Here is a 25252-nt window from a genome sequence, read left to right on the forward strand (position 1 = left end):
GTGTGCTCGCTCCGGGGCGACTCCGCCCGGTGGAACCGCGCCGCAGGGTACACCTCCGACAAGCGACAGCACAGCAGGGCGTGCTCAGGTCAACCAGATCTGCCGTGCGGCGAGCAGGGCCGCCAGCACCAGGATCACCGCGAGCTCCCACCAGAAAAGCTTGCGGTCGCTGTCGGCGTCCTCGGCCGTGCCCGCTTCGAACCGGCCTGCCAACTCCGGGAACAGCGCCGCGTCGCTGTCGGCACGGGCGGAGGTGGGGCCGTCCACGCGACCGCCGTCCACGGGCTCGCCGCTGGGAACATCGCTGGGATCGCCGGGTTCTTCGGCCGGATGTCCGTGCTCGGTCATACGCCGCCCCGCTCTCGGCTCGCCCTGCCTGCGAGTCCGGCCTTCTCCGTCTTGTCCCAGCGCTGCTCGGAGTGGCGCAGTTCGCTGACGAAGGCGGCCACGGTGCAGGCGGCCAGCAGGGAACCGTAACCGGTCAGCTGGATCAGTACCGGGGCGAGCGGGCGCAGTCGGGTGCTCTCGACGAGTTTGGCCAGCCAGGCGATCGGCATGGCCAGTGCCAGCCAGCTGTAGACGAATCCCATCAACGAATGAGGTGAGTCCGGATTCAGCCCCAACCCCCAGTCGTTGAACAGCGGGACGAAGAAGTTGGGCGCGGCCGTGACTATCAGGATGAGCACGGAGATCACGCCGGGAAAGATCAACGCCTCGCGCCAGCAGCGTCGCGCCGTGGACCGGTCGATTACCAGGCTCAGCAACGTGGTGAACAGGTAGCTGGCCAGATTGATCACCCACAGCGCATGGAAGGCGAACCAGGAACGGCCACTGTCGGTGAACAGCAGGAACAACAGGGCGCAGGACGAGGCGACCATGAGTGCGGGCGTGAGCAGCAGCGAGAACCACACCAGTCCGAACAGCCACGATCCCAGCCGGTTGTCGCCGGTGGCACGGCCGCGGAACCACAACCGGGCGTACCTGCGGGTGACCTGGAGGTTTCCCCGCGACCAACGCAGTCGTTGTTTCCACAGGCTCGTCAGGGTGCCGGGTTCCTCGGCTCGGACGGTGGCACAGCCGTCGAAGACCACCCGGTTCCCGGCCAGTTGGGTTTCGAAGGTGGTCACGGTGTCCTCGGCCAGTGTCTCGGTGTCGAACCGTCCGCCCAGATCCGCCAGGTTGTGCCTGCTGTGCAGCTGGGCGCCGCCCGCCAGGCAGGCCACGGCGCCGATGACGTTCTGCGAACGCCGCGCGGCTGCCTGGGCGGTGACGTACTCGAACCCGATGTAGCGGTTGACGTAGTTGCCGTGCCGCCCGCTGCCCTCCTTGATGTAGGCGCAGACGGCGCCCACCGCGGGGTCGGACAGCTGCCGGGTCATGCGCCACAGCGCGTCCGGGTCGAACCGCACGTCGGCGTCGGTGACGAGCACGGCCTCAGCCCAGGAGCCGCGCAGCACCTCGCGCAACCCGTGGTTGAGCGTGTGGGCCTTGCCCTGTCCCCCGTGTTCGCGGCGCAGGTGGGTGACCCGGTCGGGGTGGGCGGTGGTGAGCTCGGCCATCAGCTCCGCGGTGGAGTCGGTGCTGGCGTCGTCGACCACCAGCACGCGCAGCCGCGAGGCCGGGTAGTCCGAGCCGAGCAGTGCCTCGATGGTGGGGCGCAGCACGTTGCTCTCGTTCCAGGCCGGAATCACCACGGTGGTGCGGGGCAGGTACAGCCGCCTGTCCCGGTACAGCCCCCGCCAGCGGTGCAGCCCGACCAGAAGGAACTGCGCCAGCGCGCTGACCAGGGGAACGGCGCCGAGGAACACCACGCCCACGGCCACGGCGTGCAGCACGCTGAGAAACGTGTTCATGATCGCTCCGGAGGAGTGGAATCGGTTCCGCATCCGGACAACGCCTCGAACACCGAAGCGGTGTACTCCCAGCGGCCGACCGAGTCCGCTTCGTGCGCGTCGCTGCCCGCGACCAGCGAGACCCCGGCGCGATGCAGCTCCAGTGCTGTTGGTAACGAGGGGCAGCGCCACTTCTCGTTGACCTCGACGCCGATGTTCGTCACGCGGCAGGCACGGGCCAGGCGCAGCAGCGCGGCGGGCGGGATCTCCTCCTCGGTGAGCCCGACCTTGGGCAGCACGCTGAAGGGGTGCGCCACGTGTCCGGTTACTCCCCTGCCCCCGTCGGCTCTCTCCGCGACGGCGGTGACGGCTCGGACGGTGGCCTCGATCAGTGACTCCACCGCCTCGGTGGCGGTGAGCCGTCGCTGGTGCAGCAGTTCGCGCACGGTGTCCGGGTGGGCTGATCCCTTCGTGAGCGGGAACCGATGGTCGGCGATGGCGATGTGCGCCACGCCGCGCGTGTCGGCGGGCAGGTCGAGCGCGCCCGAGGTGTCGACGATCTTGGTTTCGACCCCGCAGACCACCGCCAACGGCGCCGCCGAGTCGACGGCGCGCACCGCCGCGGTGTAGGCGGGCAGCCAGCTGGTGTCGGCGCGCACGTGGTCGGTCACGAACAGGGCGCGCAGCCCTGCCGCCGAGGCCGCTTCGACCGTTCGTTCCAGCGAGTCGCGGCCGTCGGAGAACCGGGTGTGGGTGTGGTGGTCCGCCCGCAGGGGCTCCGTTCGGGGTTCTCGCACGGTTTCGGTGCCGCTCATGCGTGTCCCTCGACTTTGCCGAGCTCATCCGGGGGAAGCACGATGTCCTGCCAGTGGCGCACCACCGACCGCTGTTGGTGCGGGAGGTGGTCCGGCGGGCGCTGACCGAGCAGTTCGGCCACCGCCCAAGCGGGCATGTGCACGCCGGAGGCGATGGTCAGCGACATTCCTCCCGGCGGTCGCGGGTTGACCTCCAACAGCGCGGGCGTTCCCGCGCCGTCCTCGCGCAGCTGGACGTTGAGCACACCGCGCAATCCCAGTGCCCCCACCACGGCGGCCGCGGTGGCCGACAGCGGCTCCCGATCCAGCACCCGGCTGGCCACGACGATGCCGGAGTCGGTCTTGTCCCTGGAGCGGGGGACAGCCGCTACCACTCCGCCGTCGCCGCGGGCGAGCACGTCCACCGAGTACTCGACGCCGGGCAGGATCTCCTGCAGCAGGTAGGAAGCGTCGTTGGGCAGTGTGGCCAGGTCCGAGGTGGACATGACCGTGACGATGCCGCGTGAACCGCTGCCGTTGCGCGGTTTGGCGATCGCTGGGAACCCGCCCGTGAAATCGTCGGCGGCGGCCGGTCCCAGCGGAACGGCGTCGGGTACGCGTACCGCCCCGGAACAGGCTCGGGCGAGGTTCCACTTGTCCAGACAGGACCGCAGCGCCTCCACCGGCGAGAGCAGCAGCCGCACCCCTGCCGACTCGAAGCCCTCCCGGATCTCGGCAAGCGGCAGCAGCTCGGCGTCGACGGTGGGCACGAGAACGTCGATCTTCAGTCGCGCGCACAACCCGAGCAGGGTCCCGGCGAATCCGCCCGCGTCGCCACGCGGCAGTAACCAGCGGTGCTGCCGATCCACCAGGTACAGCCCCGCACCGTTGGGATCGACGTCGCCCGCGAACAGCTCGCAGTGCTCGGCCAGTGAGCGCAGGAAGCAGATCCCGGAGGGGCCGCCTGCCCCGGTGACGAGCACTCGTGGCGGTCTGCCGAGCGACGCGGTGAGATCGGGCACTGGGATGCTACCGGCTTCGGGTGTCCCGGCTTCATTCATCGCTGTTCTCCTGCCAGACGAGGCCGCTGACCCGGAGCAGTTCAAGCGGTTCGGCGTAGTACTCCCTGGTAAAACGGCTCCAGTAGCGTGCGGTGGCCCGCAGCAGGTCGTCCCGCAGATAGGCCCGCGTTTTGGCCTGCGAGCCGTGGGTGTGAATGGAGGTGAGTTTGGCTTCCAGATCCGTCTCGCGCAGCCCGGCGAACCGGTTCGGTGCGAAATCCACCGTGGCGGAGGGCGACTGGTAGCAGGCGAACCGTTCCACGCCACGCGCCGCGGAGACAGTGGCCCGGTAGACGGCGCGGTGGTCCTGGTGGGTGTCGTTCTCGGAATGAACCAGCACGACATCGGGTCGGACTCGCTGCACCACGCGTTCGATCCGCCGTACCGTCTCGACATTGTCGGGGATGCCGCCGTCGGGCAGGTCCTCCAACACCAGAGTCGCGCCCAGCGAGTTGACCGCCTCGTGGGCCTCGGCGACCCGCTCGTCCGGATCACCGCCGACCGCGCCGTGCGACATGGTCAGCACGGTTACCTCCCAGCCAGCCTGCACGCGGCGGTGGATGGTCCCACCCGCACCGATCTCGGCATCGTCGGGATGGGCTCCGACCACCAGCATCCGGAACGGCTTCCGGTCCGCGCGTACCTCCTCGCGATCCTGTTGACGGTCCCGGAAGGCACGCAGCACCGTTTCGGCCAGTTCGGCTCCGGAGGCACGGCGGGTGACGATCTCGGAGGCTCGTCCGCGCAGCGCGGCCACCGCCGCGGTGGTCGAGACCTCGTCGGTGGTGAGCACGAACGCCGTGCCGGGGAACTCGTGCCTGCAGGCGTTCAGGAACTCGGCGAGCCCGCCCGGATCGGATTCCAGCTCCCGGTCCCACAGCGCGACGTGCCAACCGCTCTCGGCACGCGGGCGGGTTCGCAGCACGGTGCGGAACCTCTCGCGATCGTCGGTCTCGACGACCTCCAGCGCACCGTACTCGCGCAGCAGTTCGGCCGTGCGTCGCCGCAGCCCGATGTCGTGGTCGGCGACCACGACACGCAACCCGGCCAACGGGCTCTCGTCCCGGGACGCGGCAGCCGTCGCGGGGGACTGCGAACCGTGCTCCGGCCCCAGGGTGAAGGTGATCTCGTTCGAACGTTCTGTTCCGGGGTCGGCGGCCACGAAATCGTGAGCGTGCTCGGTCGGAGGGCCTTCGACCTGGACGGACTTCCAGCCCGGCTGCCGAACGGACCCGCTACCTGCTGGATGCGGTCCACCGGAGGTGGGTCGCTCGACGTTCCCGGAGTGCTCCACCATCCGCCGAGTGTCACAGCGGTTCGGACGGAGCGCACGCCGGAAAGGGCAGCGTACGGAGTCGGGCGGGCCGCGGGGTGATCTCCGCGCGCCGTAGCCCGCTCACCGACCGTGCGCCGCGCGAGCGGTCTCGGTGCGACGCCCACCCTCCTCGAGGAAGCGCGCGACCGGCAACGTGGCGGCACCGACGGTGACCGCGTCGGGACCGAGCCTGCCCTCGGTCACCGAGACCCGGTCGGCGGGATAGCGCAGCGCGTACCGGACTACGCTGTCCTGCACCAGTTCCAGCCGGTGTCGACCGAGCAGCAGGCCCGCCCAGCCACCGATGAGCACTCGGGTGGGCAGGAAGAGGTTCACCAGGGTCGCGATACCGGCTCCGAGATACTCCACGGCCTCCGAGACCACGGTGGACGCCGCGGCGTCCGAGATCGTGTTCCCCTCGCGGGAGGCCGCGGCCAGCAAGGCGCCGAACGCGTGCTCGCCGTCCGCGTCGGGGCTGATCTCTCCCCCGGTACGCCGCCAACGACGCACCATCGCCTCCGCACCGGTGTATGCCTCCAGGCAGCCGTGCCCGCCGCACCGACAGCGCCGCCCGCGCACGCGCAGCGTGCTGTGACCCCATTCGCCGATACCCGCCGAACTTCCGTCCGCGAACACCGAGACGCCGACACCCGAGCCGAGCAGCACCACCGCCACGTCACGCTCACCGCGACCGTGGCCGAACCACATCTCGGCCTGTCCCAGGGTCTCGGCACCGTTGTCGACCAGGACCGGCACGTGTTCGGGCAGGTGCGCGGCGGAACGAACCAGCCGCTCGACGGCCACCCCGACCCAGCCGATGGTCTGCCCGTGCACCAGTGCACCGTGAACCTCGTCCGAGGTCACGATGCCGGGAACGCCGACACCGACGCCGAGCAACCACTCGGGGGAGACACCCCCTTCGAGCATCACCCGGTCGAACGCCTCGGCCAGCCGCGCGATCACGTGCTCGGGGTCGCGTCTGCCGACGTCGAGGGGCCGTTCCACACGAGCGATCTCGGTCAGGGCAACGTCGAACAACTCCACGCGAACCCGCGTCTCGCCGATGTCGATGCCCACCACGCGCCCGCTCTCGGGGGAGACGCGCAGCAGCGTACGGGGGCGTCCTCCGTCGGACTCGACCGAGCCCGCTTCCTCCAGCAGGCCGTCGGCCACCAGCTCACCGACCACATTGCTCACCGAACCGGGGCTGAGACCGGTGGCGGGCCCCAGTTGGTGCCGACTCAGCGGTCCGCCGAAGTACAGTCGGCGCAGCACCGCGGCACGATTGCCACGCCGTAGATCGCGTACCGTCCGCCCGTACCGATCCCCCATGTCGCTCCTTCCGATACCGGCGGTCGCCGACCGGCAACCCGAGAGGCGAGCCTAGTAGTGTGCTTCGGTACGGTCCCTGTCACTCCGGTCCCCGTCCGGCCGGTCCCAGCCAGTCCGACTCCCCTGTCAGTCCGACTCCGGACCCCACCACAGTGTGGTGCGTACGTCACCGAGTCCTCGGCCGATCATGATTCGCCCGCCGCGCAGGAAACGCCAGCTTCCGGACGAAACGTCGCGCACCCGTTGCGCCCGGAGGTCGCACGGCACCCGGACACGGGTCCGCCGCCCCGCCTCGACGTGCACCCTGGTCCAGCCGATCAGCCGCACCGGTTCGGAGTTCGCCGCGGGCAGCAGATAGACCTGCACGGTCTCCGTACCGGCCCGGCGACCGGTGTTCGCGACGTCGACCGTGACACTGCGCACCGCGTTGAGATCCCTGACCAGCGCTGGGGACTCGTAGCGCCAGGTGGTGTAGCCGAGGCCGTGGCCGAACCAGAACAGCGGATCCACGTCGGCGTGCCGGTACCAACCCCGGTAGCCGACCGCGGTGCCCTCCTCGTAGACCAGCGCCCCGTTTACCGGACAGGTCGACCAGGCGGGACCGTCCCCGTCGCGTGCGGGGAAGGTGGTGACCAGCCGTCCGGCGGGCTCGATCTCGCCGGTGAGCGCCGCCGCCACCGCCGCTCCGGCCTCCTGGCCGGGCAGTCCGGCCCACAGCACCGCGTCCACCAGATCCAGCCACGGCATCAGCACCGGCGTGGCCGCGTTGACCACGACGACGGTGCGCCGGGCCGCGGCGGCCACCGCGGCGACCATGGCGTCCTGCTGTCCGGGAAGCGCGAGGGTGGACTTGTCCTTGCCCTCGGTCTCCTGCTCCGAGGTCAACCCCACGACCACTACGGCAACGTCGACCTCACTCGCCGCCAGGGCCACGCGTTCGGTGATCTCAGCGGTGGTCGCGGGAGCGGACCGGATCGCCTGCCCTGGGATGCCCCCGCTCGCCGGATCGCGCGCCGACTCCGACCGGCACGACGGACCACTGCGCACGTCGACACCGTCGACCACCGAGACCCGGTCGCGTCCGAACGTCGCGACGAGACCGTCGGCGACGGAGACCACGTGTGGTGGGCGCACCCGGGCCGTCGCACCTCCCTGCGCCACGGTGTCCACGGCGTGCCGACCGATGACGGCGAGGGACTCCGTACCGGAGAGCGGCAGCACAGCGGCCGGGTTGGTCAACACCGTCATGCCGCCCGCTGCCAGTGCGCGCAGCCGACGACGGCGTAACGGGGCGTCGGGTACGGATCGCGAGGCGCGTCGCAGCGCTCCGGAACGGCTCGTTGCGAAGACGTCCGACTCACCATCGAGAGCACCGGTTCGTTCGGCCAGCCGCAGTACGCGTCGAAGGTGTTCGTCGATGGTGGATTCGGCCACGTCACCGGCACGCACCGCCGCGACCAAGCCCGCACCCCACGACCCGTCCGGGACCGGCACGACCGGATCCAGCCCCGCGTTGGTGCCGGCCGCGATCGGACTCGCGGCGAACGGGTCGGAGACGACCGCACCGTCGTAGTGCCACTCCCCCTTGAGCAGTCGCTCGACGAGCTGGGGGTGTTCGGGGGCGCTGATCCCGTTGATCCTGTTGTGGGAGGTCAGCACGCTCCAGGGGGACGCGTCGTGCACGAGCATCTCGAACGGCAGCAGATACACCTCCCGCAGGGTCTTCTCGTCGACCACGGAGTCCACTGTGGTGCGTTCGAACTCGGACTCGTTGGCCAGGAAGTGCTTCGGGCAGGCCGATACTCCCCCGCGCTGCAGGGCACGCACGTACTCGGTCGCCAGTGCACCGGTCAGCAGCGGATCCTCGCTGAAGCACTCGAAGACACGGCCCCCCAACGGGGTTCGGTGCAGGTTGACCGAGGGTCCCAGCAGTACGTGCACACCCCGGGGGATGGCTTCCTCGGCCAGCAGCGCCCCGGCCTCACCCGCTACCGCGACGTCCCAGTGCTGGGCGAGCAGCGTGGGGTTGGGCAGCAGTGACGCGATCCCGCCGTCGGCGTGCTCCGCGCCGCGCAGCCCGCTCGGGCCGCCCGAGAAGCGCAGTCGGGACAGCCCGATCGACGTGTTCTCCGGTAGGCCGGATGAGTCCGAGCCGGTCAACAGGGCCACTTTGCTCGGCAGGTCCAGACAGGCGATCGCGGTCTCGACACGGGAGTCCAGCTCGGTGACGGTCATGTCGTTCTCTCCGCTCTACCATTAATTCAATATTTAAATTAACTGCGCGAATCGGGTGGACCGGGCGCACGGGAATCATCGAGCCGAGGAGCCGGCGGGCGATGACATGCCCTGACCCCTTCGTGGGCGTGCGCGGCACGTCCACCGCAGAGTGACTTAAATTACGCTATAATTTAAGACTCGACGGAAGAGTGGTCAAGACCACCTGTGCGCGGCACGTCCGGTGCTACCCGGCCGGGAGGGACGGCGGGAATCGACCCGCTCACGGAACGGGCGTCCAGCTACGCGGTGGGCACGCCGATGCGCTGCGCGAACGTGTGAACCGGAGGACGCTGGTACCAGCCATCCCTTCGCACGGGAGGAGAGTTCAAATGTCCACTCCGCAGACAGGACCACAGTCCACATCCGGCGCCGAGGAAGGTGCCGAACGCCGAGCACCCGAGGACCGGGGAAGCTGGGCGATGACGGCCGCCCAACCGATGCCCGGGATGTCCGGGTGGCTGGCCTTCGGGGGCTGGATGCTCGCGCTGGTCGGCGTCTTCAACGTCATCGCCGGTCTCACCGCGTTGTTGCAGCCCGGCTACTACGTGGTCACCGGTGGTGAGCTGCTGGTCTTCGGCTTCGGCGCCTGGGGCTGGATCTGGCTCGCGTTCGGCGCACTGCAGGTCGTGGCAGGCGCGGGCTGCCTGGCCGGTCAGATGTGGGCGCGGATGACCGGTATCGCTCTCGCCGGGTTGGCCGCGATCGCTCACCTGGCCTTCCTCGCCGCGTTCCCGTTCTGGGAACTGGTTTCGATCGGGCTGTGCGTGCTGGTGATCTACTCGCTGGTGGTCCCGCCCAGAAACGCCGTCGGCTGAACGTTCTCCGACGAGCATCGCCTCACGAGCGACAGCACGAGCGCGGCAACCGGTACCGAAGCGTGGTTCCCGTCCCTCACACGAGTTCGCTCAGCAGCTGTCGAACCCGGGCGTCGATGTCGTCGCGGATGGGGCGGATCTGTTCGGCGGTCTTGCCGGCGGGGTCGTCGAGCTGCCAGTCGAGGTAGCGCTTGCCCGGGAAGACCGGGCAGGCGTCCCCGCAGCCCATCGTGATGACCACGTCGGAGGCGTCCACCGATTCGGTGGTCAGCTTCTTCGGGAACCGCTGGGAGACGTCGAGGCCGAGTTCGTTCATGACCTCGACCACGGCCGGGTTGATCTCCTCGGCCGGGGTGGAACCGGCCGAACGGACGGCCACTGCGCCCTGGGCGTGGTGATCGAGCAGGGCGGCGGCCATCTGGGACCGTCCGGCGTTGTGCACGCAGACGAACAGCACTTCGGGTGTGGCGGACACGGATCGCTCCTCGGATCGCGTTCGAGTGGGGTCAGCGCTGCCGGGAGACACCGGCGGCGACGGGCGGGGTGCTCGGAGCGTCACGGAACCATCGGCGTGCGGCCAGGCTGACGTAGACCAGCCCGACCAGCACGGGAACCTCGATGAGCGGGCCGACCACACCGGCCAACGCCTGACCGCTGGTCACGCCGAAGGTGGCGATGGCCACGGCGATCGCCAGTTCGAAGTTGTTGCCCGCGGCGGTGAACGCCAGCGTGGTCGAGCGCTCGTACGACATCCGCAACCCCTTGCCGAGGACGAAGGTTCCCGCCCACATGACCACGAAGTAGACCAGCAGCGGCAGCGCGATGCGGGCCACGTCGAGGGGTTGGCCGATGATCGCCCCGCCCTGCAGGGCGAACAGCACCACGATGGTGAACAGCAGGCCGTACGGGGCCAGCGGGCCGACCTTGTTCAGGAACGTCGCCTCGTACCAGACACGTCCCTTGGCGCGCTCGCCGAGACGCCGCGACAAGTAGCCCGCGACCAGCGGGATGCCGAGGAAGATCAGCACGGACTGGGCGATCTGCCAGGCCGAGACGTCCAGCCCTACCCGGGCCAGCCCCAGCCAGCCGGGCAGCACGCTCAGGTAGAACCAGCCGAGACCGGCGAAGGCGATCACCTGGAACACCGAGTTCAGCGCCACCAGCACGGCGGCGGCCTCCCGGTCACCGCAGGCCAGGTCGTTCCAGATGATGACCATGGCGATGCAGCGCGCCAACCCGACGATGATCAGCCCGGTGCGGTACTCGGGCAGATCGGGCAGGAACGCCCAGGCCAACGCGAACATCACGGCCGGTCCCACCAGCCAGTTGACGACCAGCGAGCTGACCAGCAACCGCCGGTCGCCGGTGACGGTGTCCAGCCGGTCGTAGCGCACCTTGGCCAGCACCGGATACATCATCACCAACAGCCCGACGAAGATCGGCAGTGAGACTCCGGAGACCACGTGCAGCGAGTTCAACGCCGTGTTCAACCCCGGCACGAACCGACCGGCAAGCAAGCCCGACAACATGGCGGCGCCGATCCAGAGGGGTAAGAACCGGTCCATCAACGACAACCGCCGGGCCACGGTGGTCTCGGACGGTCGCTGGGCCGTGTCCGTCACGGCGTCACCTCGCAGGTTTCCTGATCACGGTCGTACTGGGAATCCGGCGGCCCGGCCCGCCGCGGTGCTCGCGGCGGAGCCTGCCGTCCGGGGGTGTCCGAGGTTCGGAGCTCAGGCCGATGTGGACACCGCCGGGGCCGGGCCGAGAACCGCCGACAACCGCTGCAGGGTCTCCGGGAGCACCCGGTAGTAGACCCAGGTGCCTCGCCGCTCACCGGTGATGGCGCCGGCCTCGCGCAGCACCTTGAGGTGATGCGAGATCGTCGGCCCGGACAGGTCGAACGCGCCGCTCAGGTCGCACACGCACGCCTCCCCACCGGCGTGGGCGGCGATCAACGACAGCAGCCGCAGCCGCACCGGATCGCCCAGCGCCTTGAACACCGCCGAGAGGTCCGCGGCCTGCTCGGCGGACAGCGGCTCCGCCGTCACCGGTGAACAGCACCAGCGCTCTTCACTCCGCTCCTGATTCGACATACTTCTACATTGACAGATGTCTAACCAAGGCGCAAACTACGAATCGTCCAGCTGTTTAGACAACTATCTAACCAAGGGAGAGGTCATGTCCCGCGTTCAACTCGCCCTGCGTGTCGGCGACCTGCGGCGATCGATCGACTTCTACACCAGGCTGCTCGGTACCGAGCCGACCAAGCTGCGCCCCGGCTATGCCAACTTCGCCGTGACGGAGCCGCCGCTGAAGCTCGTGCTGCTCGAAGGTGAACCGGAGCAGGACACCGTGCTGGATCATCTCGGTGTCGAGGTCGCCGACAGCTACACCGTTCACGACGCCACCCGGCGGCTGTCCGAACTCGGCCTGTTCACCCGAGTCGAGGACGACACGACCTGCTGCTACGCCACCCAGGACAAGGTGTGGGTGCACGGACCCGGCCGGGAGCCCTGGGAGGTGTACACCGTCACCGACGACTCCCCCGACTCCGAGCACAGCGGCCCGAGCGGTGGCGGAACCGCCTGCTGCGGCACCACGGCGGAAGCCGCCGGCTGATCGAAGTTTCCGTTCGCTCCCGAGGAGGTGCTCGGTCGGTGGGAGGTTCCGATCGACACCCCTCGGTGGCGCCGATTTCTCACGAAATCTCCGGAAGCCGCACCACTTCCGGGCACAGCGACCACGACCAGCGCGGAAGAAGATCGCACCGATTTCCGGACTCGCCGGTGGAAGTGCTTGTTCGAGACCGCCGAACACATTTACCTGAAAGGGAGACGAACGGCGGGATTGTCCCGAGTGACCGGTTGCTCGTACGGGCGGAGTCGGATGTATGCCACGAAGTGTGGAGACGAGCGTGACAGGAGAGATCGCCACCGGGGACATCGTTGCCCACGGCGCTGCCAACGATGTGGCCCGTACCGGCGTCCCGACCACGCGCCACGACGAAGCATCGGACCGGACCGGCACCACCGGAGTTCTCGACAGACGTTCTCCCGGACACCTCCCCGGCCGGATCGACGTGGTGCCCGTCGCCGCCCATCAGCTGCCGCCGCCTTCCGGACTCTTCGTGGGACGCACATCCGAGCTCAACCGCATGGAGGCATGGCATCGGGAGAACTCCGAACGCGCACTGCTCGTCGCGCTGACCGGATCCGGCGGAATCGGGAAAACGACGCTGGCCTGCCACTGGCTGCGGCAGCACGAGCGGAGATTTCCGGACGGACAGCTCTACGTCGACGCGGGAACCCGCTCCGCCGAACACCCCATCGCGGCCGCGGAACTGCTCGGGCGACTGCTGCGAGCACTGGGGGTGCCGCCCGAACGGGTTCCGCTGGAGATGGCCGAACGGCTGAGCTGGTATCGCTCGATCACCGCGGGGCGATCACTGTCGGTGCTGGTGGACAACGTCGTCTCGACCGCACAGGTAAGGCCGCTCCTGCCGGAATCGGCGACGAGCACGCTGCTGGTCACCAGCAGGAGTCGCCTGGTCGGTCTGACGATGGAGGGTGCCAGGTTCATGGAGCTGGCGCCGCTGAACGCCGAGGACGTGGTGCACATACTCTCCCGCAAGCTCGGCCGCTCGCGGGTGTCACGCGAGATGGGCAACGCCCGGCTGCTGGCCAAACTGTGCGCGGGCTCCCCTCTGGCCGCCACTGAGATATCGGCGTGGCTGGCCGCCCGACCCCACCGGTCACTGGCCCACGCGGCCAACCTGGTGCGGGAACAGCGAAAGCGGCTGACGACGCTCCCCCGGAGCGAGGACTTCGCGGCGCACAGCGTGGTCGACATCTGCTACCAGGGCCTGTCACCGCAGGCCGCCACGCTCTACCGCAGACTGGCACAGCACCCCCGGGGAGATCTTCCCGTCGCGCTGACCCATCACCTCGCCGGGATCGAGGGCAGCGATTCCGAACGGGTGTTGGCGGAGCTACGGGACGCCAGACTGTTGGGAGCCGGTGAACAACGGTACTGGTTCCACGACCTCGTCCTCGCGCACGCACGGACGATGAGTCTCGGCGAGGATTCCCCGGGAGTCAGGCGCCGCACGTTGCACAGCGTCATCGACTGGTACATCGGTCGCGCCGTCGAAGCCGATCTGGTCATCACGCCTCGCCGTCCCAGGTTCGGCAGGCACTACCCGAGCCGGGCCAACGACTGGCCCGTCTGGGACAGTCCCGAGTCGGCGTTGGACTGGTTCGAGCGCGAACGCGGCAATCTGCGTGCGGTCATCATCGAAGCCCACCACAACCAGTGGGACGAACCGGTCTGGCAACTGTGCGAAGCGATGTGGGGGTTCTTCTTCCATCGCAAGCACTACCGGGACTGGATCGACTCGCACCGCCTCGGAATCGAGGCGGCGTCACGTCTGGGTCACCCGTTGGCCGAATCGCGACTCCGGTGCCAGCTCGCCTTCGCCTACCTGGACCTGGAACACTTCGACGAGGCCATGGACGTGTGCCTTCCGGCGCCCCGATTGCCCGAGGCCGGTTGGGACAGTGCGGAACTGTCCACGACACTGTCCGAACTCACCAGTGCGGCGAGACGAGGAAGCGGCCACGACGACGCGGGATCGAACACATCGGACGAACGACCCGGCGAGCGGAAAATCGTCCGAATCTCCTCCGCAGCGCTCTCACGTGCTCGCGCGCCACGAGCCGAGACGACCGGTAACCACCGCATCGGATGAGCGCCGCTCGGTAAGCCGACCGCCGCCCACCAACCGCCGCCACACCACTCGAGATCACGGGCCGACGTGCGCGCCGAAAACGCACGTCAAAAAGCAAGATTCGTTCAGATATTGACTGTTCGCGTAATCAGCTGCACCGTTTCCGTGATCCGCTGCACCGTCGATTACGCAAATAATCAAGATCTTTTACGCGACGACGGAAGCGACGAAACCCCGTTTCCGCCGCGCCGGAGGAATCATGCTTCGAAAATACCTGGGAGTCGCGCTCGCGTTTGTGGCGAGTACCGCTCTGGCCGTCGCCGTGCCGACCCAGGCCCGAGCCGACTTACCCGGCGACAAGGACGTCACAGCCGTACTGTTCGAGTGGAAGTACGATTCGGTGGCCGAGGAGTGCACGAACCGGCTCGGCCCGGCCGGATACGGCGCCGTGCAGGTTTCTCCACCGCAGGAGCACATCCAGGGGTCACAGTGGTGGACCTCCTACCAACCCGTGAGCTACCGGATCGCCTCGCGACTGGGTGACCGCACCGCCTTCGCCGACATGATCGAGAGCTGCCACGCGGCCGGGGTGAAGGTCATCGCCGATGCGGTGATCAACCACATGTCCGCGGGGTCGGGCACCGGAACCGGCGGCTCGTCCTACGAGAAGTACAACTATCCCGGAATCTATTCCTACTACGATTTCGACAACTGCACGTCCGCGATAAACCAATCGGACTACACCAACGACAAGTGGCGGGTGCAGAACTGCGAACTGCTCGATCTCTCCGATCTCGACACGGGTGAGGAATACGTGCGTGGTCGCATCGCCGCTTATCTCAACGATCTGCTGTCGCTGGGAGTGGACGGATTTCGGATCGACGCGGCCAAGCACATGGCCGCCGCGGATCTCGCCGACATCAAGTCCCGGCTGAGCGACCCGGACGTCTACTGGAAGCAGGAAGTGATCTACGGCTCCGGCGAGGTCGTCTCACCGACCGAATACACCGGAACCGGCGACGTCCAGGAGTTCCGCTACGCCCGTGACCTCGAACGCGTGTTCAGCGAGGAGAAGCTCGCGTACCTGAACAACTACGGCGAGGGCTGGGGCTACATGGATTCCTCCCATGCGACGGTCTTCGTGGACAATCACGACACCGAACGCAACGGTGACACGCTCAACTACAAGGACGGCGCGAACTACACGCTGGCCAACGTCTTCATGCTGGCCTGGCCCTACGCGTCTCCCGACGTGCACTCCGGCTACGAGTTCAGCGACACCGACGCCGGGCCGCCCAACGGCGGGACGGTCAACGCGTGCTGGCAGGACGGCTGGAAGTGCCAGCACGCCTGGCCGGAGATCGAGTCGATGGTCGCCTTCCGCAACGCCACCGACGGCACGGCGGTCACCGACTGGTGGGACAACGGCAACGACGCCATCGCGTTCGGACGAGGCAGCAGTGGGTTCGTGGCCATCAACCACGAGACCACTTCGCTGAGCCGGACCTTCCAGACCTCGTTGCCCGCGGGCGAGTACTGCGACGTGCAGCGTGACACGCTCGTCACGGTCGACTCCTCGGGACGGTTCACGGCAACCCTCGGGTCGAACACGGCGCTCGCGTTGCACGCGAACGCACGGACCTGCGGGAGCTGATCCGACCCGACCACCCGATCCGAAACAGCACTCCGAAACGCCCCCGCAATGGAACACCGTGGGCCCGACGCGCACTGTTGGCGCGCCGGGCCCATGGCGGTTGTGCTCACCTTCAACCGAGCGGAAAGCGCGCAGCTTCGGAACTCAGAACTGGCATCCGTTCACGCGCCACAACATCGCGGCACGGGTGCTCGGACCGTAGACGCCGTCCACTGCGATCCCCGCCGAACGCTGCACCGAACGCACAGCAGCAGCCGTATTGGGACCATAGATACCGTCCGTCGCGATCGAAAAACCGTGGCACTCCTTCAACGAATACTGCAGCTCGGTAACCGCCGGATTCGAAACTCCCTGCCCCAGCAGGCAGTCCGCATCTCCGCTCTCGGTGGCAGGTATTCCCCAACTCGTCCGAGTACACGTGGGTAACGCCAGTGCACCGGAGGAATCGGTGGTCCCCGCAGCAGCGGTCCCGCCGACGGCTCCCAACGTCACCAGCACCATCGCGACAGTGGTTCCCAGCATTCGAAAGAGACGAGACATATAACTCCATCCAGAATTTTTTCAAAAAGACAGGAAGCACGGACTCGCGGACAGACCCCAGTTCCCCATCAAAAATCCACACATGTTCGGCATCGCGACTAATATATCGACATCAAACACATTCCCCATAGTCGATCCACAGCATATTTCTCCGCGTCTCGGGGCCGTAGACTCCGTCCACCGCGATACCGGCGGCACGTTGCACGTTCTCGACGGCGGACTCCGTGTTGGGCCCGTAGATCCCGTCGACGGCGATATCCTGGCTGTTGCAGTACCGCAACGACCACTGCAGAACTTCAACCGCCTCGTTGGCGTTCCCGACCGCCAGCACACAATCACGGTCCCCGCTCGAGGTCGCGGGAACACTACTGTCGCTGACCGTGCAGGTCGGCAAGGCAAGCGCTTCGAACGTGCGCTCCTGCGCGGCCGCGGAGGCGATTCCGCCACTCAGCCCCAGAGCCACCAGAACCACCACAAAAGACACCCGCGAAACACGAAACACTCAAAACCTCCAAAAATCCCCCTCCAGAATTCCGTGAAAGACACTGCCAAAAACTTCACAGAAAAGCAATATCGCGAATATATTTTCACCCGAACAGACCAACGATCCGACCGAGGTGAAATATACAGAATCAATTATTTCGCACCAGACCCGAACGGACGCGACGAGCTCACCGGTACGGACCATTCACCGACGGCTCGTTCGTGCCGCTCGCGGCAAACGGAGCAGCCCGGAAACACTGGACAGCAAAACGGTCACGAAATGTTCGCGAACCGGTTACTCGTTGCGCCCGCGACAGGTTGGGTTTCGCGGCCAGTGGCCGCCGAGCGTGACCATCGACAACTCCCGGTGGAAACCTCCTCGCCCGACCAGCACAGCCACGAGTCCGCAGACGGCTGGAAGCGATCCGCCGGGTGATGCCGCCCCTTCGGCGTAGCCCTGGATGCGACCACCCGCCCCCGAAATCCAACGCTCCCCTTGTGGTCGGCGTTACAGCCGGGTTAATGTCTCGCAACACGAGAAAGCGCTTTCCAACTTTCCGGTCGAGGTGACAGGGCCTCGACACACCTGAGAGGAGAAAGCCACGTCCCCCGCCGACCACCGCTTACGGGCCGCGATCATCGGAACCGGCGCCGTCGCCGCACACCACTTGTCCGCCATGTCCGAACACGACGACGTCGAGCCCGTGGCAGCCGTCGACGTCGACCCGGAACGGCTGAACGCCTTCCGCCGTTCCGGCGAGTACGAGCTACGGGGCTACACCGATGTCGACGAGATGCTCTCGACCGAAAGCCCCGACCTCGTCTCGGTGTGCACCCCACCCGCCTCACACGTGGAGCTCGTCACCAGTTCCCTGCGCAACGGTGCCTGGGTGTGGTGCGAGAAACCACCCTGCCTGTCGCTGGCGAGCTACGAGGAGATGACCGCGGCGCAGGGAACCGACGGTCCCTACGTGTCCTTCGTCTTCCAGCAGCGATTCGGCTCGGGAGCGCGGCACGCCCGTGAACTGCTGGCGACGCGGGAGTTGGGCACTCCCCTCGTCGCGCACTGCCAGACCACCTGGTACCGCGATTCCGAGTACTTCGCCGCCCCGTGGCGCGGCAAGTGGGAGACCGAGGGCGGCGGCCCGGCCATGGGCCACGGGATCCACCAGCTCGACCTGCTACTGCATCTGCTCGGGCCGTGGACCGAAGTCCGTGCCATGACCGGAAGGCTCTGGCACGAGGTGGACACCGAGGACGTATCGACCGCGCTGGTGCGGTTCGAGTCCGGGGCGATGGCCACCGTGGTCAACAGCTTGCTCTCCCCCGACGAGATGAGCAGGATCCGACTGGACTGCTCGGAAGCCACCGTCGAGCTCACCCACCTGTACGGCCACCGCAACGAGGACTGGCGCTACACCCCGGCACCGCACGTCACCGACGAGACGCGGATCGAACGCTGGCGCACCCCGGAACACGACGAGCCCAGCTCCCACGGCGCCATGCTGCGGGAGCTGGTCGCGGCGATGCGCGAGGGCGGACGTCCACCCTGCGACGAACGGGACGGCCGCAGAATTCTGGAACTGGTCACCGCGCTGTACAAGTCCGCGGCCACCGGCCGGGAGGTGCGCTCGGGCGAGATCGGTCCCGACGACCCGTTCCACACAGTGATCCACGGCGGCTTCCCCGAGAAACTGACCGGTAACGGAGAGACGACGCGATCATGAGCCATCCGATCACCGTGACCCATCGGCACGGCGAGAACATCTCGGTCGCCGCTGTGGGGACCGAGATCCTGAACTACGTGTACAAACCGGACCCGGTCGAGTACGAATCGCGGAAACCGTACGTGCACCCGCTGCGCACCCTCGCCGGAAGCACCGTCACCGGATACCGGCCGAACGACCATCGCTGGCACAAGGGGCTGCAACTGACGGCCAGCCACGTTTCGGGCCAGAACTTCTGGGGCGGGCACAGCTACATCACCGGCGAGGGCTACCGGGAACTGCCGGAACGGATCGGCTCGATGCGCCACGACGAGTTCGAGTCCTTCGAGGTCGAGACCGACGAGCTGCGGTTCACCGAACGGTTGCACTGGCTGCACAACGACGGAACCCCCTGGGCACGAGAGCACCGCACCATCAGGGTGCACTCCGTCGATCCGGAGCGGGGCAGCTGGGCACTCGACTGGTCCATCCGCCTGGTCAACGTGCGCGAGCAACCGCTGCGTTTCGGCAGCCCGACCACCGCCGGACGGGAGATGGCGGGCTACACCGGGCTGCACTGGCGCGGCCCACGCGAGTTCACCGGCGGCGACGTACTCGGTCCGGGTGGGATTTCCGGCGAGGCCGGGATGATGGGACGTCAGGCGCGTTGGCTGGGGTTCGTCGGGGAGCACGACGAGGTCGACCGCTGTTCCACGGTGGTCTTCGAACACTCTCCGGCGAACGATCACGCCATTCACGAGTCCCACTGGTTCGTGCGCTCGGACCCCACCCCCGCCGTGGCGCTTTCCTGGGCCTTTTTCGAGGAGTTCGAACTCCCACCGGGAGAAGGCTTCTCCTACACCTATCGAATCCTGCTGGCCGACGGAGCCAGGGATCACGAACAGATCGAACGAGAACTCGACGAACACTCCTGGTAGGAGGTCGGCATGACCGAGGACCGGCCGATACCGCTTCCCGGAGCGATCGGCATTTCCCATGTGGACTGCTACGACTGGCCCGCCTCGGACGGGCTCGGTGGCGGAAGTCCACACATGCACCTGGCCTGCACGGAGGCCTATGTGGTCATCGAAGGCAGCGGCGTGGTGCAGACCCTGAGTTCGGCGGGCTACCGCGAGGACGAGCTCACCGCCGGAGCGGTCGTGTGGTTCGAACCGGGCACGGTACACCGCATGGTGGGTCACGAGCGGCTGCGCGTCACGGTGCTGATGCAGAACAGCGGGCTGCCGGAGGCGGGTGACGCGGTGTTCACCTTTCCACCGGAGATCCTGGCCGATCGGGACGCCTACGCCGCGGCGGCGGCGTTGCCCGATGGCGCGAACGCGGAACAGGCGGCCCGACGGCGCAGGGATCTGGCGGTGTCCGGCTACCTGCCGCTGCGGGACGCGCTGCACGCCGGGGATCCGGAACCGTTGCGCGAGTTCCATCGCGCGGCCGCGGCACTGGTGAGTCCCCGGCTGGAGCGTTGGAAAACGCTGTGGCGCGGCGGGGCGCTGGCCGCGGCCGAACGAACCGGCGCACGGTTGGACGCGCTGGCCGAGGGTGACACGGACGAGCTCGCGAACTCGCGGGTGCGGCTGGCACATCCGTCCAGGCACGGCGGATACGGCATGTGCGGCAGACGCGACGAGTACGAGATTCCCGGAACGACCGTCGCGTACGGAGGCGAGTGATGCGGCAGCGAGCGGCGAGAGACCCGAAACCGACACCGGTCGGTAGAGTCCCCGTGCTGACGACGGCGGTACTGCTGTTGTGCGGCCTGCTCGCCGGGTGCGGCACGAGCGCCGACGGCGCGGCGGGCGGCAAGATCGAACTGCAGTTCAGCTGGTGGGGAAACGCCGACCGGGCCGAGGTCACCAACGAGGCCGTCGAGCTGTTCGAGCAGCGCAACCCCGACATCGAGGTACAGACCTCGTTCTCCAGCTACAACTCCTACATCCAGAAGCTGGCCACCCAGGCGGCCGGTGGCAACGCGCCCGACGTGATGCAGCTGGACTATCGTCAGATCAGCCAGTACGCCTCGGCGGGTCTGCTGCTCGACCTCGACGAGCAGTCCGCCATCAGCACCGAGAACGTCACCTCGGCGATGCTGCGCACTGGCCAGTCGAGCGGCGAGCAGTACGCCATCCCGATGGGGCGGACCTCGCAGGTGATGGTCTACGACTCCGCCCAGTGGCAGCGGGCCGGAGTCGCGGAGCCGGAGTACGGCTGGACCTGGCAGGACTGGAGCCGCGCGATGCGCGAGCTGGGCGAGGCCACCGACAGGACCGGGGCCACCGATCCGGGGTGGAGCGAGGACTGGTTCGAGGTGTGGCTGCGCGGCCGCGACAAGAGCCTCTACACCGACAGCGGGAAGCTGAACTACGACGCGGCGGATCTCGCCCAGTTCTGGCGCACCACGAACGAGCTCAGCCAACAGGGCGCGGTCAGTCCGGCTCGCCAGACCACCCAGATCGACGGTTCCGCGGCGAACATGCCGTTCGGGCGGGGCAACGCGCTGTCCGGGTTCACCTGGGACTCGGCGGTGGGCGGTTTCCAGGCCCTGATCGGCGACAGCCTGCGGCTGGCTCCACTGCCGGTCGGGCCGGACGGCACACCGGGGCAGTACTTCAAGCCTTCCATGCTGATCGGTGCCTCGGCCAACAGCCCCCACCCGGAGGCGGCATCGAAGCTCGTCGACTTTCTGATCAACGACCCCCGGGCGGGCGAGATTCTGGGAGTGAGCCGAGGGCTGCCCGTCAACCGGACGATCCGTGAGGACATCACCCCCACGCTGAGCGGGCTGGACAAACGCATCGCCGAGTTCCAGGAAAGCCTGGACGGCGAACTGCTGGCACCGCCGAGCGCTCCCCCGCAAGGAGATCTGGCGCTGCAAACCGCCTTTCAGCGCGACTACGACCATGTCGGCTTCGAACTGCAGTCACCACGAAGAACGGCTGAGCAGTTCCTCACCAACGCGAGATCGGAGCTGCAGCGATGAACGTCGAAGCACCTGATCAACAGGTGAGTCCACCGCGCGGGAGACCTGACTCCGAGTCCGTCGCCGCGGATTCCGCCACCGCGCGGAATCGTCCACGACGACGTGAGGGGGCCGCCTGGGTTTTTCTGTCACCGTGGCTGCTGGGAGCGGCGGTACTGACGCTGACCCCGATGCTGGTCTCGCTGTACCTGTCGTTCACCCAGTACGACCTGTTCACCGCCCCGGAGTGGGTGGGGCTGGACAACTACGTCCACATGTTCACCTCCGATCCCCGCTACTGGAGATCGGCGCTGAACACCCTGATCTACGTGCTGGTGGCGGTACCGCTGCAGCTGGCGGTGGCGCTCGCCGTGGCGCTGGCGCTGAACTCCATCGGGCGCGGCAAGGGGTTCTACCGCTCGGCGTTCTACGCCCCCTCACTGCTGGGCGCGAGCATGAGTATCGCCCTGGTCTGGCGCGCGCTGTTCAACGACGGCGGCACGGTCGACGACCTGTTGTCGACGTTCGGGATCGACATGGGCGGCTGGGTGAACCAACCGGGCTGGGCACTGCTGGTGGTCGCGCTGCTGACGATCTGGCAGTTCGGCGCGCCGATGGTGATCTTTCTGGCCGGGCTGCAGCAGGTGCCTCACGAGCTGTACGAAGCGGCCGAGGTGGACGGAGCCGGACGGATGAGGCGGTTCCTGTCGGTCACGCTGCCGATGCTCTCACCGGTGCTGTTCTTCAACCTGGTGCTGCAGACCATCCAGGCGTTCCAGGTGTTCACCCCGGCGTTCACGGTCAGCGGCGGTCGCGGTGGCCCCGCCGACTCGACGCTGTTCTACACGCTCTACCTGTACGACCGCGGATTCACCGCCTCGCACATGGGCTACGCCTCGGCGATGGCCTGGGTGCTGCTCGTGGTCATCGGCATCGTGACCGCGCTGCTGTTCCGCAGTGCGCGCTCCTGGGTCTTCTACAACGATAAGGGGTGACGATGGTAGCCGTCCGAGAATCCTTACCGGGGCGCCGCATCGATTGGGCCCGGGTCGGGCTGCACGTCGGGTGTCTGGCCGCGTTGCTGGTCATGCTCTACCCACTGGCGTGGCTGATCGCGACCTCGTTCAAACCGGCCGACGAGGTGATTTCGAGTCTGCGGCTGCTGCCGAGCAGGCTGGCGATGAGCAACTACACCACCGCGCTGGAAGGCGTCGGCGGGGTGAGTGTGCTGCGGTTGATCGGAAACTCGCTGATCATCTCCACCGGGGCGGTGCTGGGCAACGTGATCAGCTGCTCACTCGCCGCGTACGCCTTCGCCCGACTGCGCTTCACACTGCGGGGACCGTTGTTCGCGCTGATGCTGGCCACGATCATGCTGCCGCAGCACGCGGTGCTGATCCCGCAGTACATCGTGTTCAACCAGCTGGGGATGGTCAACACCTTCTGGCCGCTGGTGCTGCCGAAGTTCCTGGCCACCGACGCGTTCTTCGTGTTCCTGACCGTGCAGTTCATGCGCGGCATTCCCAAGGAGCTCGACGAGGCGGCCACACTCGACGGATGTGGGCCGTTCCGAACCTTCTTCCGGATCATCCTGCCGCTGAGCAGGCCGGCCCTGATCACCACCGCGATCTTCACCTTCATCTGGACCTGGAACGACTTCTTCCTGCAACTGATCTACCTGTTCGAGCCGGAGAAGTTCACGATCACGCTGGCGCTGCGTTCCTTCGTGGACACCTCCAGCCAGTCCGCCTACGGTCCGATGTTCGCCATGTCGGTGATCGCGCTGCTTCCCATCGTGCTGTTCTTCATGGCCTTCCAGCGATTCCTGGTGGAGGGCATGGCCAGCTCCGGGGTGAAGGGGTGAGTACCGGATGACAGTCACCGACGCCGGTGGACAGCGCGGCCCGTTCGGCGCGGGGTTCGAGCTGTTCGCCGACATGCTCGGCATCGGCGTGGCCACCACGTTGGCCTCACTGCCGGTGATCACCGTTCCCGCGGCGGTGTCCACCGGCTGCGGGCAATTGCGAGCACGTTCCGAGGGACGCCGCACTCCCGACGGGGACGGCTACTTCCGCACGTTGACACGGCGACTGGGGAGCGCACGTGGTCCCGCCGATCTGCTGGCGGGACTGGTGATGACGCTGCTCGGTGGAGTACTGATCATCGACCTGCTGCTGATACGCGGCACCCAGGGGATTCCCGGTTCCGGAATCGTCACGGTGACACTCACACTGCTGGTGGCGACACTCGCGGCCGTCTGCCTGCGGGCGGTCGCGCTGCCCGAGTCCGAGCGCGGCTGGTTGGCGGCCCTGCGGAGCTCCGCACGGGCGAGTGTGCTGGATCCGCTGGGCAGCGTACTGCTACTAGCGGCCGTGGCGGTGGCAGCACTGTGCGTGTGGATGATGCCCGTGCTCGTCGTGCTGATACTCGGGCCGCTGATCCTGGCCGCCACGGCGGTCCAGGCGCGCGCTTCCTCCCCCTGACCCGTCGATCCCCGCGCGAGGTCGTGGGGCCCCGAACACTCTCCGTTCCAGACAAGCAGAGGAAGAATCCATGTCGCGGAAAACACTGCGCATCGCACTCAACGGCGTCACCGGCCGCATGGGGTACCGCCAACACCTGTTGCGTTCCATCCTGGAACTGCGTGACCAGGGCGGTATCGAGGTCGCCGACGGCGAGCGGGTGATGCTGGAACCGGTCCTGGTGGGCCGCAACTCCGCCAAACTCGCCGAGATGGCCCAGCAACACTCGATCGACGAGTGGAGCACCGAGCTCGACACCGTGTTGTCCGACGACTCGGTGGACATCTACTTCGACTCCCAGATCACTTCGGCCAGGGAACGGGGAATCCGGGCAGCCGTCGCGGCGGGCAAACACGTCTACTCCGAAAAACCGGTCGCCGAGACCTCGGCCGGCGCCATGGAACTGGCCAGGCTCGCCGAACAAGCCGGGATCCGGCATGGCGTGGTGCACGACAAGCTGTTCCTGCCCGGGCTGTTGAAGCTGCGCAGGCTGCTCGACGGGGGATTCTTCGGGAAGGTGCTGTCGGTACGCGGCGAATTCGGATACTGGGTCTTCGAGGGCGACTGGCAGAGCTCGCAGCGGCCGAGCTGGAACTACCGCACCGAGGACGGCGGCGGGATCGTCTCGGACATGTTCTGCCACTGGCACTACGTGCTGGAGAACCTGTTCGGACGCGTGGAGTCGGTGACGGCCAGGGCGACCACGCACATCCCCCGTCGTTGGGACGAGCGGGGCAACGCCTACGAGGCCACCGCCGACGACTCCGCCTACGGGATCTTCGAACTCGCCGACGGCGTGATCGCACAGATCAACTCCTCGTGGGCGGTACGGGTCAACCGCGACGAACTGGTGGAGTTCCAGGTCGACGGTACCGAGGGAAGTGCCGTGGCCGGGCTGCGCGGCTGCCGGGTGCAGCACCGGTCGATGACGCCGAAACCGGTGTGGAACCCCGATATACCCAGCGGCGAACGTTTCCGCGAGCAGTGGTCGCCGGTTCCGGACAACGAGGAGTTCGGCAACGGTTTCAAGGCCCAGTGGGAACGGTTCCTGCACGACGTACTCCGGGACAGGGACCACCCGTACGACTTCTTCGCGGGTGCGCGCGGCATCCAGCTCGCCGAAGCGGGGCTGCGTTCCTCCAGCACCGGACAACGGGTCCAGCTGGAAAACCTCGAACAGTGACGTCGAACAACCGCGAAACACCCCGAAAGGAC

Annotated in this window: 24 protein-coding genes; 12 read left to right on the forward strand and 12 right to left on the reverse strand. The window is 67.5% G+C overall.

Annotated elements, in window-relative coordinates; all coding sequences use genetic code 11:
* Window positions 1-84: 84 nt before the first annotated feature.
* The 7 genes from BM394_RS01190 to BM394_RS01220 form a co-directional block, all read right to left on the reverse strand.
* The gene (locus tag BM394_RS01190) at window positions 85-348 is read right to left on the reverse strand and encodes a hypothetical protein (protein ID WP_092972857.1); all 264 of its coding nucleotides are present in this window, start codon (window positions 346-348) and stop codon (window positions 85-87) included.
* Window positions 345-1853: a glycosyltransferase family 2 protein gene (locus tag BM394_RS01195; RefSeq protein ID WP_092972859.1), complete on the reverse strand. Its 1509-nt coding sequence runs from the start codon at window positions 1851-1853 to the stop codon at window positions 345-347. Before BM394_RS01195 ends, BM394_RS01190 begins: the two co-directional genes overlap by 4 nt.
* Window positions 1850-2647 carry a PHP domain-containing protein gene (locus BM394_RS01200; protein ID WP_092972860.1) on the reverse strand — a complete coding sequence of 266 codons (798 nt, stop codon included), beginning with the start codon at window positions 2645-2647 and terminating at the stop codon, window positions 1850-1852. Before BM394_RS01200 ends, BM394_RS01195 begins: the two co-directional genes overlap by 4 nt.
* Entirely contained in the window at window positions 2644-3687 is a 1044-nt protein-coding gene (locus BM394_RS01205; RefSeq protein ID WP_092972863.1) for an ATP-grasp domain-containing protein, read from the reverse strand. Before BM394_RS01205 ends, BM394_RS01200 begins: the two co-directional genes overlap by 4 nt.
* Window positions 3680-4984 carry a PIG-L family deacetylase gene (locus BM394_RS01210; protein ID WP_092972865.1) on the reverse strand — a complete coding sequence of 435 codons (1305 nt, stop codon included), beginning with the start codon at window positions 4982-4984 and terminating at the stop codon, window positions 3680-3682. Before BM394_RS01210 ends, BM394_RS01205 begins: the two co-directional genes overlap by 8 nt.
* A gap of 99 nt (window positions 4985-5083) precedes the next feature.
* On the reverse strand, window positions 5084-6334 hold the full coding sequence (locus tag BM394_RS01215) for an ROK family transcriptional regulator (RefSeq protein ID WP_092972867.1): 1251 nt from the start codon (window positions 6332-6334) through the stop codon (window positions 5084-5086).
* A gap of 126 nt (window positions 6335-6460) precedes the next feature.
* Window positions 6461-8569 (reverse strand): glycoside hydrolase family 3 C-terminal domain-containing protein, encoded by a 2109-nt coding sequence (locus tag BM394_RS01220; protein ID WP_092972869.1) that lies wholly within the window; start codon window positions 8567-8569, stop codon window positions 6461-6463.
* Window positions 8570-8940: 371 nt separating this feature from the next.
* Between BM394_RS01220 and BM394_RS01225 the strand changes: the two genes are divergently transcribed.
* Window positions 8941-9426 (forward strand): DUF7144 family membrane protein, encoded by a 486-nt coding sequence (locus BM394_RS01225; RefSeq protein ID WP_092972871.1) that lies wholly within the window; start codon window positions 8941-8943, stop codon window positions 9424-9426.
* Window positions 9427-9502: 76 nt separating this feature from the next.
* Here the strand turns inward: BM394_RS01225 and BM394_RS01230 are convergent, their stop codons facing one another.
* The 3 genes from BM394_RS01230 to BM394_RS01240 form a co-directional block, all read right to left on the reverse strand.
* A complete protein-coding gene (locus BM394_RS01230; RefSeq protein WP_342752621.1) occupies window positions 9503-9844 on the reverse strand; it encodes an arsenate reductase/protein-tyrosine-phosphatase family protein in 342 nt (113 codons plus the stop codon).
* A gap of 88 nt (window positions 9845-9932) precedes the next feature.
* Window positions 9933-10991: an ACR3 family arsenite efflux transporter gene (arsB, locus tag BM394_RS01235; protein ID WP_092973616.1), complete on the reverse strand. Its 1059-nt coding sequence runs from the start codon at window positions 10989-10991 to the stop codon at window positions 9933-9935.
* A 168-nt stretch (window positions 10992-11159) separates the two neighbouring features.
* The gene (locus tag BM394_RS01240) at window positions 11160-11522 is read right to left on the reverse strand and encodes an ArsR/SmtB family transcription factor (RefSeq protein WP_092972875.1); all 363 of its coding nucleotides are present in this window, start codon (window positions 11520-11522) and stop codon (window positions 11160-11162) included.
* Window positions 11523-11607: 85 nt separating this feature from the next.
* Here BM394_RS01240 and BM394_RS01245 point away from each other — a divergent pair, with 85 nt between their 5' ends.
* The 3 genes from BM394_RS01245 (at window position 11608) to BM394_RS01255 (ending at window position 15809) form a co-directional block, all read left to right on the forward strand.
* A complete protein-coding gene (locus BM394_RS01245; RefSeq protein ID WP_092972877.1) occupies window positions 11608-12048 on the forward strand; it encodes an ArsI/CadI family heavy metal resistance metalloenzyme in 441 nt (146 codons plus the stop codon).
* A gap of 295 nt (window positions 12049-12343) precedes the next feature.
* Window positions 12344-14176 carry an NB-ARC domain-containing protein gene (locus BM394_RS01250; protein ID WP_175529908.1) on the forward strand — a complete coding sequence of 611 codons (1833 nt, stop codon included), beginning with the start codon at window positions 12344-12346 and terminating at the stop codon, window positions 14174-14176.
* Between the two features lie 238 nt (window positions 14177-14414).
* A complete protein-coding gene (locus BM394_RS01255) occupies window positions 14415-15809 on the forward strand; it encodes an alpha-amylase (RefSeq protein ID WP_092972881.1) in 1395 nt (464 codons plus the stop codon).
* Between the two features lie 144 nt (window positions 15810-15953).
* On the opposite strand, the gene BM394_RS01260 is transcribed toward BM394_RS01255, so the two are convergent.
* Window positions 15954-16331 (reverse strand): peptidoglycan-binding domain-containing protein, encoded by a 378-nt coding sequence (locus BM394_RS01260; RefSeq protein ID WP_175529909.1) that lies wholly within the window; start codon window positions 16329-16331, stop codon window positions 15954-15956.
* A gap of 130 nt (window positions 16332-16461) precedes the next feature.
* The gene (locus tag BM394_RS01265) at window positions 16462-16821 is read right to left on the reverse strand and encodes a peptidoglycan-binding domain-containing protein (RefSeq protein ID WP_217643273.1); all 360 of its coding nucleotides are present in this window, start codon (window positions 16819-16821) and stop codon (window positions 16462-16464) included.
* 646 nt (window positions 16822-17467) lie between these two features.
* Between BM394_RS01265 and BM394_RS01270 the strand changes: the two genes are divergently transcribed.
* From BM394_RS01270 to BM394_RS01305, 8 genes are all read left to right on the forward strand, one after another.
* Window positions 17468-18559, forward strand: a complete 1092-nt coding sequence (locus BM394_RS01270; protein ID WP_281246415.1) for a Gfo/Idh/MocA family protein — start codon at window positions 17468-17470, stop codon at window positions 18557-18559.
* Window positions 18556-19476 carry a DUF6807 domain-containing protein gene (locus BM394_RS01275; RefSeq protein WP_092972887.1) on the forward strand — a complete coding sequence of 307 codons (921 nt, stop codon included), beginning with the start codon at window positions 18556-18558 and terminating at the stop codon, window positions 19474-19476. The genes BM394_RS01270 and BM394_RS01275 overlap by 4 nt, the downstream gene beginning before the upstream one ends.
* Before the next feature lie 9 nt (window positions 19477-19485).
* The gene (locus BM394_RS01280; protein WP_092972889.1) at window positions 19486-20229 is read left to right on the forward strand and encodes a cupin domain-containing protein; all 744 of its coding nucleotides are present in this window, start codon (window positions 19486-19488) and stop codon (window positions 20227-20229) included.
* 53 nt (window positions 20230-20282) lie between these two features.
* Window positions 20283-21536, forward strand: a complete 1254-nt coding sequence (locus BM394_RS01285; protein ID WP_245779900.1) for an ABC transporter substrate-binding protein — start codon at window positions 20283-20285, stop codon at window positions 21534-21536.
* Complete coding sequence (locus tag BM394_RS01290; protein ID WP_092972891.1) at window positions 21533-22510, forward strand: carbohydrate ABC transporter permease; 978 nt, start codon at window positions 21533-21535, stop codon at window positions 22508-22510. The genes BM394_RS01285 and BM394_RS01290 overlap by 4 nt, the downstream gene beginning before the upstream one ends.
* A 2-nt stretch (window positions 22511-22512) precedes the next feature.
* Window positions 22513-23379, forward strand: coding sequence for a carbohydrate ABC transporter permease (locus BM394_RS01295; protein WP_092928395.1), 867 nt, complete (start codon window positions 22513-22515; stop codon window positions 23377-23379).
* Window positions 23380-23386: 7 nt separating this feature from the next.
* Window positions 23387-23998 (forward strand): hypothetical protein, encoded by a 612-nt coding sequence (locus tag BM394_RS01300; protein ID WP_092972893.1) that lies wholly within the window; start codon window positions 23387-23389, stop codon window positions 23996-23998.
* Window positions 23999-24068: 70 nt separating this feature from the next.
* Window positions 24069-25220 carry a Gfo/Idh/MocA family protein gene (locus BM394_RS01305; RefSeq protein WP_092972895.1) on the forward strand — a complete coding sequence of 384 codons (1152 nt, stop codon included), beginning with the start codon at window positions 24069-24071 and terminating at the stop codon, window positions 25218-25220.
* Window positions 25221-25252 lie beyond the last annotated feature (32 nt).

This window comes from Actinopolyspora lacussalsi subsp. righensis (genome assembly GCF_900116555.1).
Classification (GTDB): domain Bacteria; phylum Actinomycetota; class Actinomycetes; order Mycobacteriales; family Pseudonocardiaceae; genus Actinopolyspora; species Actinopolyspora lacussalsi.

Excerpts from the sequence above, each read along its gene's own strand:
- BM394_RS01190 (WP_092972857.1), bottom strand. The coding sequence starts at position 348 with ATGACCGAGCACGGACATCCGGCCGAAGAACCCGGCGATCCCAGCGAT.
- BM394_RS01195 (WP_092972859.1), bottom strand. The coding sequence starts at position 1,853 with ATGAACACGTTTCTCAGCGTGCTGCACGCCGTGGCCGTGGGCGTGGTG.
- BM394_RS01200 (WP_092972860.1), bottom strand. The coding sequence starts at position 2,647 with ATGAGCGGCACCGAAACCGTGCGAGAACCCCGAACGGAGCCCCTGCGG.
- BM394_RS01205 (WP_092972863.1), bottom strand. The coding sequence starts at position 3,687 with ATGAATGAAGCCGGGACACCCGAAGCCGGTAGCATCCCAGTGCCCGAT.
- BM394_RS01210 (WP_092972865.1), bottom strand. The coding sequence starts at position 4,984 with ATGGTGGAGCACTCCGGGAACGTCGAGCGACCCACCTCCGGTGGACCG.
- BM394_RS01215 (WP_092972867.1), bottom strand. The coding sequence starts at position 6,334 with ATGGGGGATCGGTACGGGCGGACGGTACGCGATCTACGGCGTGGCAAT.
- BM394_RS01220 (WP_092972869.1), bottom strand. The coding sequence starts at position 8,569 with ATGACCGTCACCGAGCTGGACTCCCGTGTCGAGACCGCGATCGCCTGT.
- BM394_RS01225 (WP_092972871.1), top strand. The coding sequence starts at position 8,941 with ATGTCCACTCCGCAGACAGGACCACAGTCCACATCCGGCGCCGAGGAA.
- BM394_RS01230 (WP_342752621.1), bottom strand. The coding sequence starts at position 9,844 with ATGGCCGCCGCCCTGCTCGATCACCACGCCCAGGGCGCAGTGGCCGTC.
- arsB (WP_092973616.1), bottom strand. The coding sequence starts at position 10,991 with ATGGACCGGTTCTTACCCCTCTGGATCGGCGCCGCCATGTTGTCGGGC.
- BM394_RS01240 (WP_092972875.1), bottom strand. The coding sequence starts at position 11,522 with ATGTCGAATCAGGAGCGGAGTGAAGAGCGCTGGTGCTGTTCACCGGTG.
- BM394_RS01245 (WP_092972877.1), top strand. The coding sequence starts at position 11,608 with ATGTCCCGCGTTCAACTCGCCCTGCGTGTCGGCGACCTGCGGCGATCG.
- BM394_RS01255 (WP_092972881.1), top strand. The coding sequence starts at position 14,415 with ATGCTTCGAAAATACCTGGGAGTCGCGCTCGCGTTTGTGGCGAGTACC.
- BM394_RS01260 (WP_175529909.1), bottom strand. The coding sequence starts at position 16,331 with ATGCTGGGAACCACTGTCGCGATGGTGCTGGTGACGTTGGGAGCCGTC.
- BM394_RS01275 (WP_092972887.1), top strand. The coding sequence starts at position 18,556 with ATGAGCCATCCGATCACCGTGACCCATCGGCACGGCGAGAACATCTCG.
- BM394_RS01280 (WP_092972889.1), top strand. The coding sequence starts at position 19,486 with ATGACCGAGGACCGGCCGATACCGCTTCCCGGAGCGATCGGCATTTCC.
- BM394_RS01290 (WP_092972891.1), top strand. The coding sequence starts at position 21,533 with ATGAACGTCGAAGCACCTGATCAACAGGTGAGTCCACCGCGCGGGAGA.
- BM394_RS01295 (WP_092928395.1), top strand. The coding sequence starts at position 22,513 with ATGGTAGCCGTCCGAGAATCCTTACCGGGGCGCCGCATCGATTGGGCC.
- BM394_RS01300 (WP_092972893.1), top strand. The coding sequence starts at position 23,387 with ATGACAGTCACCGACGCCGGTGGACAGCGCGGCCCGTTCGGCGCGGGG.
- BM394_RS01305 (WP_092972895.1), top strand. The coding sequence starts at position 24,069 with ATGTCGCGGAAAACACTGCGCATCGCACTCAACGGCGTCACCGGCCGC.